Genomic DNA, 13738 nt, shown 5'->3' on the forward strand with positions numbered 1-13738 from the left:
TTAAAGGACTCAAGGAGGTTTTTTCTATGCTTTAATTAAAAATGATATTCAAAGCTTAATTGAACAAAGTGATTATTTTTCCATGAAGCAAATTCGCTTTTTTTATCTTTTGCATAAATATAAGCCCCCGTTCCCTCCACATAAAATTCGTCTTTTATCCTATATTTTATTTTGGGCATAATAACTGCATCATTGTGTTCTATTCCCCAAATTATTGTTATAGAATCGGTCAAATTTTCGTGGAGCCATGAGTCCGAAATATTTACAACCAGCTTATTGTTTGAAGCTTTTTCTGCTTTATTCCAATCCATGTCTATAAAACCGTTTTTATTATTTTCTTTTACATTTTTAAAACCTAAAATATAAGAACCTATATTTTGAATATTTAGGTTTATGTTATTGAGCGGAATATCTACGTCAAAACCTAAAACCCACTGAATGCTGTTATTATGAACGGCAGGATTATTACCCTTAAAATCATAGCTCATATAATATGCAGCTTCCGATCTAAAATTAAACATAAAAATTGCAGCTCCGAAATCCATACCAAAAATGTGAATAGGATCGTAATAAACACAATCTCTTATATTCCCGCCGCTCATAGCTTTTTCGACTATTGCAGAAACATCGATAGATGGAGTTTTATAATGCCCAAAATAATATTGGCAAGCCATATCGGTCGGCCCCAAAGAACCTGAAAGCCGTAAGCCGTACTGCCCGTATTTTATCTGATTTATATCGGGAAGAAAAGAGTTCATTCCGATTTTTATAAAAGGATCTAAATCAAAGTTTTGGATTATTGTGCCGGCTTTTTGTAAGGAAGTTTTAAATTCCTCAATAATAAATTTTGCATATTTTTTTGATTCTTTTTCTGCAATTTCATTTATTTTATCTTCGGTTAATGTTCCTGAAATATCGATAGTAATAGGCTTGCCGCTTAAAGATTTTAATATTGCTTTTACTACAAATTTTTGAAGAGAATTAAATTGTGAACTAATTTGATCTATTTCCTCATCAGACAATACAGGAAAATTTACCGTTATATTAGCCGGAGGAGATGTTATGGCAGTTAAAGTATCCTTTATGGTTGTATACATTATATTTTCAATTTTTTGTGATGGAAATAAATCTAGCAATGTACCGTCAAAAAGGGTACTGGCGAGTTTTTGTTTTGCCTCCTCAATTTGAGAAGGTATCCAAGGCCCTTTTAAGGAAACACGGTCGGGGGTCATAAGAGGTGTCCATGCAGCTTCAAGACGCAAGGATATAGGAGCATTGTAAGCTAGATGAATCATCGGCTCTCCTATTCTTCGGTCAATATAAGAAGGAATAGTAAAATCCGTAAAATCGTTAGCATTAAATACATCCAAAACATGGAGCATATCACCCCTTCCCCAAACCAATTTCATCTTTCCTGTTGATAATACAAAATCTCCAAGATAGGCTCTCATTGTACACTCATCAATAAAATCAAGAGGATATTCTAAAATAGTCCTCATATTGAATTTAAAATGAGAGTCAATTTCCGTTTTTGAAGAAGAGTGTTTTAAATTTATGCCGAAATTAGGAACAGCTTCCGCCCGCTTTAAATCAGGGTGAGGATAGAATCTTATTCCAAGAGCGGCAAAGCCTGAAAATTCAAAATTCGACGATAAACTTTGTCCGGTTTCCGAGTTTGCACTTTCATCGTTGAAATTAGAATCATCAAAAAATGAGTCTTGAGCGTGGGCAAAATGTAGAAAAACAAAAATCATACAAATAAATATATATTTTTTCATAATGCCTCCGTTAAAAAATCGCAAAATACCTTATAATCTTCCCGTATTTAAAAAATTCTGCGTGAACATTTTATCATTAATCGGTTTATCTATTTCTATATTTAGGATTTCAAGATGGGTAGAATGTTTGGTTTGAACATTCGTTAAATTTCCTTTTATAGGAATCCAATATCCGTTCTTTTGTTCAAGTTTTTCTACCTTCAATACTTTGAGCAACGCACCTTTTTTGTCATACATTTCGGCCATTACCGGAATACAAGTGACCTTGTCGATGTAGGTAATTTTTTTTGAATAGCGGCTGCTTTTCGGATCTACTGCCGCAGATTCGACTTTCCAGCAATTGTAAGAATCAACTGTTTCTTCACCGAGCAGAGTATGAGTATCATCATCTATTTTTCTTGTTTCAAGATCATCATAATCGGCATCAGTTCCCATAAATGGTTTTGAACCCTCTGCCCCCGCAATACGGCGGACAGTTCTAAGAGCTGGAAGATAAATCCACTTATCGTTAGCCCTCTCTTTATTTACTATTTGCAAAAACCTTGTATCCTTAATCAAAGCAGGCTTTTTAAAAACGATAACGGCAGCTCCTGTTTTATCTCCGGGATCTTTTGCCCATTGTTCTATCATCCGTTCTTCAGTATTTCCTTTAGAATCGACAAGAGTCATCTTTAAGGCAGAGTGAGTAAACTTAGGCCGTTTTACATCGAGTGATTTTTGAACAATACTTTTGCCGTCTTCAGCAAAGGCAAAGCTGATACATAATACCGTTAATGCAAACAGTATGACCGATTTTTTTAACAATGACTTATTCATTTGTTTCTCCTTTCGGCTTTTGCGCAAAAATATTTTTATGCGGTTTAGCCATAAATGATGGTTTAAAAATATTTAATACGACAGGTAATATGGTCAATGCAGCAACGGAGCTTGTGAACATTACTACCGCTACCAAAAAACCTACAAACCTGAGGACTACGAATTTAGAAAAACACATTACCAAAAAACCGCATCCGACCGAAAAAGCGTTTACAGCAATTCCTTTTCCTGAATGGCGGAGAGTTTTTAATGTAACCTGTGTTAAGTCTTCACTTATTATTCTTTCATTATGATAATTATTCATAAAGTGAACCGTGTAATCTATTCCGATTCCTATTGCAATAGCCGCAACCAAACTTGTTACCATATCAAGGTTTATTCCCGTTAAACTCATAATGCCGAAATTAAGTAAGATGGAAATACCGAGAGGAATAGCCCCGATTAGACCCGCAATAAAAGATCGGTAAAAGAGAGATAAAATACAAAACACTATACCAACAGCCAAAACCAAACTTGATACTTGACTTGAAATTATCATAGAAGTCATAGCTGTTTCCAACTCTCCCAAACCGGCAGCTTCTAAAGTATAGCCTTGAGGAAAATGTGTACTTGCAAAATATTCTGCATCCTGAATAACATTTTTAATTTTCCCCGTATCATGAGTCCGCATTATAATCTGCATTCTGCTTTTCTTAGGTTCAAGAGTTTCATCTAAAAGAGAATCAAGAGCCCCTGAATATAAAAGCAAATACTGCGAAATAATATTTTTTAATTCTTCTTTTTGTGAAACAGAATATTTTTCGATATCTTCGGGTATTTCATAATAAGCCGCTCCCCTATAGTTAATCTCACGCTTTAAGGCTTCAATAAATTCGGATACACCGAGTTCTCTTGAATTAGAAGAAGCATAAGCTTTAGCGTAAGCTGAAACGAAGAGCTCTATAGTTTCTTCCCGATTTAAGTTATCTTTTAATACCGAAACCGTACCGGAAGCAATTGTATCGGTTTCAGAGTATGAATCACTTTCAAGAGTATCTTCATCATCGAAAAAACTGTCAACGATATCGGAGCCTTCTTCATTCGCATTATAAGTATGAGGTTCTATAGGATGAGCATTCATAACCTGATTCATGCGTTTTATAAATTCGGTAAAAGAAACAATGCTGCCTATTTCGGGATGATTTGATTTTAAAAAATTTTCAAGATCTTCCATGCTCTTCAAAATTTCAGGATTGCACATATCTCCTTTTTCACGTCCTGTTACAACCAAGCTAAAACCTGTAGTTCCTACATACGTATTATCGATAGAAACTACATCACTGCGTATCTTTGAATTTTTAGGAAAATATTCCAAAAATGCCGACTCAATATTAAGATTAAAAATTCCCCAAATTGAAATTCCTATTATGACTAAAAGACCGATAATGAAAACAGCCTGTCTTTTATTAAAATAGGAATAAAATCTGTCGAGAACAGCTCCTTTTTTATTTACACCCAGAGCTGCAAGGCGCGCATTCTTTTTAACATTTATGAGGCTCATTCTTTTTTGCTGTTTTTGTATTTGTTTGACCGATTTTAGCATTAAAACAGAGGGTATAAATAAAAAAGCTAAGGAAAGAGCGATGACAATACCTACCGCACTAAAGATCGCAAAAGATTTCAAGGGTTTTATAGGACTTGTTATTGTAGAAACAAATCCTGCAATTGTTGTGATGCCTGCAAGTAAAACAGGCGGACGGGCACTTTTAAGTGTCTGCATTATAAGTTCCTGGTGGCGGCTTACACTTGTAATAAGAGGTTCCTTTTCCAATTTTTGGTAATAATAATTTATTATGTGTATCCCGTAAGCAGAACCTACAGCGATAAGCAAGACCGGAAGACAACTTGAAACTATCGTAAGAGGTTCTCCTATGATTGACATAATGCCGGCTGTCCAAATCGTACTTATTAAAACCGTCAATAGGGGGAGAAGAGTTCCTTCTATATTTTTAAAGGAGAAAAAAAGGCAAAGCAAAACGACAACCGTTATTAATGGAATTAGATTTTTTAAATCTGCATACATAAATATTTTTCCATATTCACCTAATACCGGATCTCCTGCAATTTTGTAGTTTAAACTTTTATCCTTACTCAAATTTGTTTCAATTATGTTTAAGGTATCATTGTAAATACGGCTTACTTCCGGCGGAGTTGAGTCTGAGTTTAAGGTTGCAATTATTTGTACGCCTTTAAAATCTGAAGACAGAACGGTACCGATATATGCCTTAGGCCATTCTAAAATTCTTTTCTGTAGATCATCTATTTCACTCTTTGTTCCATTAAAACTTTCGGGGATTAATGCCCCTGTCGAAAGAGTTCCTTGATCATCGGTAATAAAATCAACATTTGTTATCGACTTTACATTTACAATATTGTCAAGATTTTCCAAGTCTTCGGTAATTTGTGCAATTATCCCAATAGTTTCTTTATGAAGGATAGTTTCTTCTTTTGTTTCTATTACAACATCCATTATATATTGATCGCCGAAATCTTCAGTTAATCGGTTAAAGCGTTTGTACGAATCATGTTCTTCAGGAAAAAAATGACGCAATTCATTATCCATAATTATATTCGGAAGCATAAAAGCAAAAAATACAGTTACACCTAAAACAATTGTTAAAATAATAAAGCTCAATTTTGTTTTATTCATAAAGTTCCAATCTCCTTAGATAATTACTTTTTAGTATTTATAACAATTTAAAATTTTTTAAAAATTTTTTTGATCAAAACACATAAATCTTCATCACGATGATTATATCTAAATTCACATTCTTTTAGATGAAGTAAAAAAGAGCCTGATGAAAAGCCGTTAAATTTTGCCAAACGTTTTTTTGCAAAGGTTAAAAAATTTTCAATTCCCGCTGTGTGCTCATTTTTGATTTCACTTTCATTATAAAAAACCCTGTATTGATCGCAATCCTTTAGCAACGAAGTGTTAAAAGGTTCAATTTTGTTTTGATGGGAAACAAGCTTCTCCAAATCGCCCTTTATTATTGAAAGGAGGCTTTCATGGGAATCGTCATGCACCAAACTGACAAATATTTTTTTACCGTTTTTTAAGAGCCCCAATACCGGACGCTCGGCAATAAAATCGTGTATCTTTTTTCTTCGAATTTTAGTTTTTTTAAAATAGGAAATATGACGAGTATTGGCCGAAATTTCTTTTGCCTGCTCAAAAAGGCTGTATTTAAGTATTTTTTCCCGAATTATTCCAAAATATCTGTTTACGGTGTTCCGATTGATTCCGGTAATTTTTGCAGTAGCTGCTGCTGTAATATCTTCACTGAAACATAAAAAAATTCTATTAAGTTTAGTTGTTGTAAGTCTAGTATACATATATAATTATAAAACTACACCCCTTCATATTCTAGTCTAGGTCGTATATTTATAATATATACCGGATTTAGTAAAAAGTCAATAAAATTTTTATAAAAACACAAAAAAACCTCCTGATCCTTAGGGCTCAGGAGGTTTTATTCATGCGGCTCTTATGTTCTGCCGTAAGGCTCTCCTATCAAAAGCTCGCAAATCTGTTTGGTTTTTTCGTCCGCGTCTTCTTTTTTACCGCCTGCTTCCAGCCTGTTTAATTCATCAAGAATTATTTTATGATTTTCAGGGCTTACATTAAATTTAAGACCGAAGAAGATACCGAAAAGAATCATAAAAAGAGGCATTATTATAAAGGAAATCTTTACGCCCTTTAAAGTGCTATTCTTTTGCTGCGGTTTTTGAACCTGTCCTATACCGGAATATTTAAAATCAATCTTATCCAAAAGTTCCTTCAAGTCATAAAGGTCATCTTTTGTATAAAAATCTTGAGCTTCGATTTTTTTATAAACTTCTCCCGATTTTGTATAAGAAGATTCTACCAAGAATTTTTTATCGATTTCATTGAAGTCTTTTTTATCAAAAGAAGAAAGTAAATTTTCAAAAATATCTTGAGGAATCTCGTCAAAGTTATTTTTTCCTTCAAAGAATGAAAAAAGAGGATTAGCATTTTCATTCTTTTTTAGTTTTTTATACATAGAAGTAATAATCTCATCAGTGCTTCGGCTCATGTATTTTAGATGGAAATTCCCGTCTTCCCGCAGAGAATAATACTTGTTTATATTTTCAAAATTTTCATTATTTTTTACAGCCAAGTTTTGAGCTTCTTGAAATTGCTTTTGAGTCAAAATCGAGGGTACCGGATTTTTATAACCTATACCGCTTAAAACAAAGCCTATTGTGGTCATTATCACCAAACCTAAAAAAAGTTTTCGGGTAAGAGTCATCGCAGCCGAATAGGTTCCGGCTCGATTTTCTCCGCTCATAAGTTTGTCGATGTCAGACAAAAAGGGAAGAAGCTGATGAGGAATCAAATTGTTTGCCGAAATTCCGACACCCATAAGCACCATGTTCAATATCAAAAAGACCGGATTTGTTTGAGGCGTATGGAAAGACATAAGGACTATAGAAACGGCAAAGATGATTAGGGCTGTAACATAGACGGGTTTATGCCCTCTCTTGTTTATTATGCGGTTATGAATGGGCAGGGTCGCCATCATTGTTAGTAAGAGCGCACCTTGGGCTATTACAAAAACACTTCCGCGGTTTAGATAATCCACAATATAGAACAAGACCAAAGACATAACTATATCCAAAGCTCCGTAGGAGCAGACATACATCGCAATATGAATTCTGCAAGACCTGCTTTTAAAAAGGGATAAAAAGGTTTTTATAAATTTAGCATCCGATTTTTTTTGGCTCTTTTCTTCCGGCAATTCCCATGTTTCAAAATAAAGAGGAATCCATGGAAGGGCAAAGATAAGGGCAAAAACTATACTCATTACAAAGTAGCCCATCATACTGCCGTGAAAGGCATCGATAATCGGCTGAGCCAAAAGCCCGCCCAAAAGGGTAGCTATAAAAGAAAACATAAGGCGGGAACCGTTGAGCTTATTTCTTTCGGAAAAATCCTTAGTTATCTCGGCTGAAAGGGCCGCATAGGGTATGTAGGAAACGGTCGAAACGGTAAAAAATATAATATAGGCTATCGTATAAAAGATAAATTTTCCGGCCTGACTTTCGATTCCGGTCGGGAACCAAATTATGATAAAGGAAAGTGCAATTGGAATAATTGATACCAAAAACCAAACTCTCCTTTTTCCGAAACGGTTTTGCGGAGTATTATCGGCTATGTAACCCATCATCGGATCCGATACGGCATCCCAAAACTTTCCGATAGCAGGGATAAGCCCTGCTAAAACAGGATGAAGTCCTATTACATTTACCAGATAGTACATCGCAAATGTAGTAACGATAAAAAAACAGCCTCCGCCGTATAAATCGGCAGCCCCATAGGCGAGATAAGTCCGCCAAGTCATCTTTCTTTGTTTATTTAACATAAAGATTATTATACAATAGCTTTAGCTATAATGCAAGGTAAGATTTAGAATTATACGATTGACACCTTCTCTTTTTTTGTATAAAATACCATGTTTTTGTCTATATTTAAGTGTTTTTAAGGAAAAAATTATGTCAAACGAAAAGAAATTATTACATTGGGCGGATCAGACTGCCGAAAAAATCATAAGAGAGAGGGGAGACCTCGATGTTTACACCTGCGCATCCGGTATTACGCCTTCGGGGACAGTTCATGTAGGAAATTTCCGCGAAATTATTTCCGTCGATTTGGTTGTGAGGGCTTTGCGCTCCCGCGGAAAAAACGTGCGCTTTATTTATTCTTGGGACGACTATGACGTATTCCGCAAGGTTCCCGCAAATATGCCCAAGCCCGAAGTTTTGGAAAAATACCTCCGCTATCCGATTACGATGGTTCCAGATACATTTGAGAGGGATGAAAACTATGCACGCCACCACGAGCATGATGTAGAAGCCGTATTGCCCCGCGTCGGAATTCATCCCGAATATCTTTATCAGGCCGAACGCTATCAAAAGGGGATGTATGCAGCCGGCATGAAAAAAGCCTTGGATAACAGGGAAGAGCTTAAAGACATTTTAAATACTTACCGGGATGAGTCTCATAAAATTACCGAAGAATACTGGCCCGTTTCCGTTTTTTGTACAGCCTGTAATAAAGACACAACAAAGATAGAATCATGGGACAATGACTGGACTCTTAAATATTCTTGCGAATGCGGACATTGTGAAGCCGTGGATCTGCGTAAGGCAAAATCTGTAAAGCTGGGCTGGAGGGTTGACTGGCCCATGCGCTGGGCTTTTGAGAAAAACGTTTTTGAGCCGGCCGGAAAGGATCATCACTCACAAGGAGGTTCCTTCGATACGGCAAGCTTGGTTTCCGACCGCATTTATAACTGGCCTGCTCCCGTAAGTTTCCGATATGATTTTATCGGTTTAAAGGGAGTGCCCGGAAAGATGGCCTCTTCTAAGGGAAAGGTTGTAAGCCTTGCAGAAGTACTCGAGGTTTATCAGCCCGAAGTTGCCCGTTATCTTTTTGCGGGTACAAGGCCCAACACCGAATTCGTTATCAGCTTTGACCTTGATGTAATTAAGATTTACGAGGACTATGACAAAACCGAGCGCATTGCGTGGAAGACCGAAAAGGCAAAAAACGATGAGACCTTCGAAAAAGAATATAGAATTTATGAGCTTTCTCAAATAGACGGAATGCCTGAGTGTATTTCCTATCAAATTCCTTTTAGGCATTTATGCAATCTTTTACAGATAAATTCGGGCGATATTGAAGCCGTAATAAAGGGGCTTCCCGATGTAAAGCCTGCCCAAGTTGATAGGCTGAGAACCCGTGCCGAATGTGCTTGGAACTGGATTACAGACGGGGGTGCTCCCGAAGAATTTAAGTTTGCTTTAAGAACTGACGGCTCAAAGGCTGAACTTTCCGAGCCGGAAACAAAGGCGGTTAAAATGATAAGGGATTCCCTTTTACCTAAAATGGACGAGATGGACGAAAAGACATTTTCGACAGCCCTTTACGATGCGGCAAAAGAATGCGGCTTGGAGCCCAAGCAAATGTTTGTTGCCGTTTATCAAGCCCTTGTTTCGAAGGATCAGGGCCCGCGCCTTGCAGGCTTTATGAAAACCATAGGCAAAGAAAGACTGGAGAAAATATTTAAAGATTATTAAAACTTTTTATGGAGGAACATTGTGTTCAAATTTTTAAAGACATGGTATATGGTTTTATACCTTGTCTTGCAGGCCCTTTCCACTGCGTTGGAAGTAGGAGTTTCGTATGTGATGATGCTGGCAATAGACTATGCAACAAACGGAACTATCGAAAAGCTGCACTTGTACCTCATTGGTACCATAGCCTATCTTGTTATCTCCTTTTTGGTCAATATTGTGACTACAAGGGTGCGTGAAAAAGCAGGTGCACAAGCGGTTTTTTCATTGAGGGAAGCCTTGATGAAAAAAATATTAACTATGAGCACTAGCGAGTACGCCTCGCGCAATTCGGGAAGCTATGTTGCCTTTTTTACAAAGAATGTTGAAAAACTGGAAGAGTCTTACTTTTGGACAATCTTCCGAATTTATCCTTCATTTTTACAGCTGATAGTTTCGGTTATTTGGCTTTCGATTATGGATTGGAGGCTTTCCCTCTTTGTGCTTTTTACCGGCCTTATCCAGCTCATTGTACCCAAATTTACGGTGAAGCCCGTAGCTGAAGCCGAAAGAAACTATATCGAAAAAAGCGAAAACTACACTATCAGTCTAAAAGAAATATTTTCCGCCTTTGATTTGATTAAGTCCTATAACCTTCAGGAAAAAATCGAGATTCTTCACCGCAATGCGAACACAGGTTATAAAAAAGCTTCTTTTAAAGACATGTGCATGAACGGCTTTATGGGAAGCCTCGGAGATTTGCTTTCCAACATAACCTACATAGGAGTTTTCTTTTTAGGTGCCGTTTTGGTTCTTCTGGGCTTTTTTAAAATCTCGGTAATCATAGCCGCAAGCCAGCTTGTTGTTTTTATCGTTTACCCTTTGAGTAACCTGACACACTACATAACTTCGCTTTTAGCTTCAAAAGCGGTAATAAAAGAGTTGGATGAAATTTTAAACTTGCAAGAAAACGACAGCTCTTTAAAAGACTTGGAAGCAAAAACTTTCTTTGAAGACTCGATAAGTTTTGAAAATATGAGTTTTTGCTATCCTCAAGATGGTGAAGATGATGATGAAAATCGGAGTGCTTTTCCTGCCTTAAAAAATATAAATCTCACGATAAAAAAAGGCGAAAAGGTTTTAATTGTCGGGGAAAGCGGTTCGGGAAAATCCACCCTTTTAAGCCTTTTATATAAAAAATTTACCGGCTATGAGGGGCTTATAAAAATAGACGGAACGGATATCCGCAAGATTCCCGATGCCGCATACTTTAAGCTTGTGTCGGTAGTGCATCAGTCTCCCTTTATCTTTGACGACACAATCAAAAATAATATTGCTCTTTATAATGAAGATATAAGCGATGAAAGGATAAAAGAAGCCTGTAAAAAGGCCGGCTTACAAAGGTTTATCGATGGCCTTCCTCTCGGACTTGAAACAAGGATAGGGGAAGGAGCCTCTAAAATTTCAGGCGGAGAAAAACAGCGCATAGCCATTGCGAGGGCCTTGGTAAAGGATTCCCCAATTCTTTTGATGGATGAAGCTACCTCTGCCTTAGATAAGGAAACTGGTACCGAAATAGAAAATACCGTTCTCTCTCAAAAAGATTTAACCTGCATAATAATTTCGCACCATGTAAGCGAAGGCTTGCGGGCTAGGGCAGACAAGATTATTACCGTAAAAGAAGGATCAGCCGATATTTAGAAGCGGAAAAGCCGGTCTTTGCAAAAATTACAAATATCTCTAAAAAAAAGACCTTGAAAGAACAGCTTAAATCTGATAGAATAAATTTATGAGAAAGTGTGTTTATGCGGCTTATTCGGAGGAAGACGGCTGCAACTTTGTCGAACAATTTAAGGGTTTGTGGGATGTGTATTTAACTCTTGACAATAGTAAAATAATAGATATCTTAACAGATAAGTCTTGTGATTTTGTAATTTTAGATGCCGAGTCGGGAGGCTTTTTTTTGCCTGATGTAGTGGATTTAATAAAAAGAAGTTTCCCCCATCTGCATATTTTTATCATTATACATTGTAAACAAGATGAAAGGCATTATAACTTGCTGGATTATAATGTATCCGCAGTCTTTGAGCTTCCCAGAGATTTAAAAGATGTTTACGAAAAAATTGAAACCTTTTTTACTGAAGGAGTCTGCCGCAGCACTGTATTTAATTATACAAAAAACGATGAAAATGTTGAAATACTAAAAGATAAAATATTGGGTATCAGTAATTCCGCTTTTGAGTTGAGGGCTTTTATACTTAGGGCCGCTGATTCAAGCCTGCCCGTGCTTCTATCCGGAGAGACAGGCTGCGGAAAAAGTTTAGCTGCAAATTTAATTCATAAACTGTCTAAAATAAAAGCAAAAAAATTTACTTCCATCAATGTAAGTTGTGTTCCTGAATCTCTTGCGGAGTCATTTTTTTTCGGTACGGAAAAAGGGAGCTTTACAGGAGCGGTTAAAAAAGAAGGTGCGTTTTATGAAGCTGAAGGCGGTACGATTTTTTTAGATGAAATGGAAACTCTTTCACCGGATATTCAAGCAAAACTTCTGCATGTTCTTGAATCGGGTCTTATTCGTCCGGTAGGTTCTACCGAGTCAAAGAAGGTTAATTTCCGTTTAATAGCAGCTGCAAATGAAAATTTAAAGCAAATGGTTAAAGAGAAAAAATTCCGTCAAGATTTATATTACCGTTTGGATGTTTTACATCACGAAATTCCGCCGCTTAGAAGCCGAAAAGAAGATATAAAATATATTGTACAAAGATATCTTATAGACATAGGCCGAAATATAAGCGATGCCGCTCAAAAAAAGCTTAGCTCTTACAATTGGCCGGGGAATATACGAGAGCTTCGTAACTGTTTGGACAGAGCTTGCTCTTTAGCCTCAAGCGGAGAAGAAATAGATGCTTATCATATAGAATTTTAATCGTTTTCTGCCGGTTTTTGGCTTTGGTGGATGCCCTTTCCTTTTAAGCAAATGGTTCCGTCTTTTATAGTTATTTGCCCCAAGACACTTATAGGTCTATCCGGATCTATTTTTGAAACAAATTGACAGAATACGGGGACAACACCTTCTAATATTTGTTTTGTGTCATAGCCCACTAATAAGTTAAATGCCGTACTGTAATTTCCTGTTTGGATGTTTGTCGGCATACCCTTCCATACAACCCAGCAATCGATATAGAGAATAGGTTCTTGTTTTACTTGACTATAAGGGTATACGTCTTTTATATTGTCAAAACCCGGTTCTTCAAAATAATCCATCAAAAGTCTGGCCTTTTGTTTTATCGAAAAAGAAGCGTTGGATGAAATAAGGCGGTTTATCTCAACTTGAGCTGCATTATCCCTGTGAGCCTTAAAATATGTTTGCGCTTCTGAATAAGACTTTAATATTTGGTTTTGAGTCAAAATATAAAAATATGTGCCTTCCATATCCACGGCATGTTTTCTTTCATTACTGTCCAATTTAAATTCGTCCATATCGGCCCGTTCATTATCATTGAATCGGCGTGTGTGGTTTATGTAAGGAACAATAAAAATAAAAGATATAATAGAGATAGCAAAGACTAGAGTTATAGCAATTATTCGGCCTTTTTTTTCTTCACTTCCCGGGACTGGGTATAAAGATTTTATTTTTCCTGACTGAACCAGATCTCCTATCTGTTCGGGAGAATTATTTTTGCGTATAAGATCCAAGCCCCTTTTTGCAAGTTTACAATTAGGGTTATGTTCAAGGGCTTGCAAATAATATTCTACAGCTTCTGTTGTTAGGGAACGCCTCAAGGCCATGGCAGCATAGGTTGAAAGTAAGTCTGGATCTGAAGGTTTTATTTGTCTTGCTCTTGAAAAATAATCCATGGCACCCTGTATATCTCCGGCATTTAAAAAAGAGAGTCCTAAATAAAAATGAAAAGCAAAGGAATCCCTATATTCAAGCACATGAGGTTCTAATAAAGAGATAACTTCATTATATTTTTTTTTAGCTAAGAGTTTTTTACCTTGTTCTACAACAGATAGAGCCATCT

Annotated in this window: 9 protein-coding genes; 3 read left to right on the top strand and 6 right to left on the bottom strand. The window is 36.5% G+C overall.

Features of this window, described 5'->3' with window-relative positions:
- Positions 1-35: 35 nt before the first annotated feature.
- The 5 genes from E4N78_RS02700 to E4N78_RS02720 all read right to left on the bottom strand — a co-directional run bounded on the left by E4N78_RS02700 (position 36) and on the right by E4N78_RS02720 (position 8020).
- Complete coding sequence (locus E4N78_RS02700) at positions 36-1778, bottom strand: DUF1302 family protein (RefSeq protein WP_255811543.1); 1743 nt, start codon at positions 1776-1778, stop codon at positions 36-38.
- 30 nt (positions 1779-1808) lie between these two features.
- Positions 1809-2594 (bottom strand): outer membrane lipoprotein-sorting protein, encoded by a 786-nt coding sequence (locus E4N78_RS02705; protein WP_255811544.1) that lies wholly within the window; start codon positions 2592-2594, stop codon positions 1809-1811.
- Entirely contained in the window at positions 2587-5283 is a 2697-nt protein-coding gene (locus E4N78_RS02710) for an efflux RND transporter permease subunit (protein WP_255811545.1), read from the bottom strand. Before E4N78_RS02710 ends, E4N78_RS02705 begins: the two co-directional genes overlap by 8 nt.
- A 47-nt stretch (positions 5284-5330) precedes the next feature.
- Positions 5331-5969, bottom strand: coding sequence for a hypothetical protein (locus tag E4N78_RS02715; RefSeq protein ID WP_255811546.1), 639 nt, complete (start codon positions 5967-5969; stop codon positions 5331-5333).
- 152 nt (positions 5970-6121) lie between these two features.
- Positions 6122-8020: an MFS transporter gene (locus tag E4N78_RS02720; protein WP_255811547.1), complete on the bottom strand. Its 1899-nt coding sequence runs from the start codon at positions 8018-8020 to the stop codon at positions 6122-6124.
- A gap of 130 nt (positions 8021-8150) precedes the next feature.
- Between E4N78_RS02720 and lysS the strand changes: the two genes are divergently transcribed.
- The 3 genes from lysS (at position 8151) to E4N78_RS02735 (ending at position 12639) form a co-directional block, all read left to right on the top strand.
- Positions 8151-9737: a lysine--tRNA ligase gene (gene lysS / locus E4N78_RS02725; protein ID WP_255811548.1), complete on the top strand. Its 1587-nt coding sequence runs from the start codon at positions 8151-8153 to the stop codon at positions 9735-9737.
- Positions 9738-9758: 21 nt separating this feature from the next.
- Positions 9759-11414 carry an ABC transporter ATP-binding protein gene (locus E4N78_RS02730; protein WP_255811549.1) on the top strand — a complete coding sequence of 552 codons (1656 nt, stop codon included), beginning with the start codon at positions 9759-9761 and terminating at the stop codon, positions 11412-11414.
- 88 nt (positions 11415-11502) lie between these two features.
- Positions 11503-12639, top strand: a complete 1137-nt coding sequence (locus tag E4N78_RS02735) for a sigma 54-interacting transcriptional regulator (RefSeq protein WP_255811550.1) — start codon at positions 11503-11505, stop codon at positions 12637-12639.
- Here E4N78_RS02735 and E4N78_RS02740 read toward each other — a convergent pair.
- Positions 12636-13736 carry a tetratricopeptide repeat protein gene (locus E4N78_RS02740; RefSeq protein ID WP_255811551.1) on the bottom strand — a complete coding sequence of 367 codons (1101 nt, stop codon included), beginning with the start codon at positions 13734-13736 and terminating at the stop codon, positions 12636-12638. The genes E4N78_RS02735 and E4N78_RS02740 overlap by 4 nt on opposite strands.
- Positions 13737-13738 lie beyond the last annotated feature (2 nt).

Source organism: Treponema denticola, from assembly GCF_024400535.1.
GTDB lineage: Bacteria > Spirochaetota > Spirochaetia > Treponematales > Treponemataceae > Treponema_B > Treponema_B denticola_C.

Excerpts from the sequence above, each read along its gene's own strand:
- E4N78_RS02740 (WP_255811551.1), bottom strand. The coding sequence starts at position 13,736 with ATGGCTCTATCTGTTGTAGAACAAGGTAAAAAACTCTTAGCTAAAAAA.
- E4N78_RS02705 (WP_255811544.1), bottom strand. The coding sequence starts at position 2,594 with ATGAATAAGTCATTGTTAAAAAAATCGGTCATACTGTTTGCATTAACG.
- lysS (WP_255811548.1), top strand. The coding sequence starts at position 8,151 with ATGTCAAACGAAAAGAAATTATTACATTGGGCGGATCAGACTGCCGAA.
- E4N78_RS02715 (WP_255811546.1), bottom strand. The coding sequence starts at position 5,969 with ATGTATACTAGACTTACAACAACTAAACTTAATAGAATTTTTTTATGT.
- E4N78_RS02710 (WP_255811545.1), bottom strand. The coding sequence starts at position 5,283 with ATGAATAAAACAAAATTGAGCTTTATTATTTTAACAATTGTTTTAGGT.
- E4N78_RS02735 (WP_255811550.1), top strand. The coding sequence starts at position 11,503 with ATGAGAAAGTGTGTTTATGCGGCTTATTCGGAGGAAGACGGCTGCAAC.
- E4N78_RS02720 (WP_255811547.1), bottom strand. The coding sequence starts at position 8,020 with ATGTTAAATAAACAAAGAAAGATGACTTGGCGGACTTATCTCGCCTAT.
- E4N78_RS02700 (WP_255811543.1), bottom strand. The coding sequence starts at position 1,778 with ATGAAAAAATATATATTTATTTGTATGATTTTTGTTTTTCTACATTTT.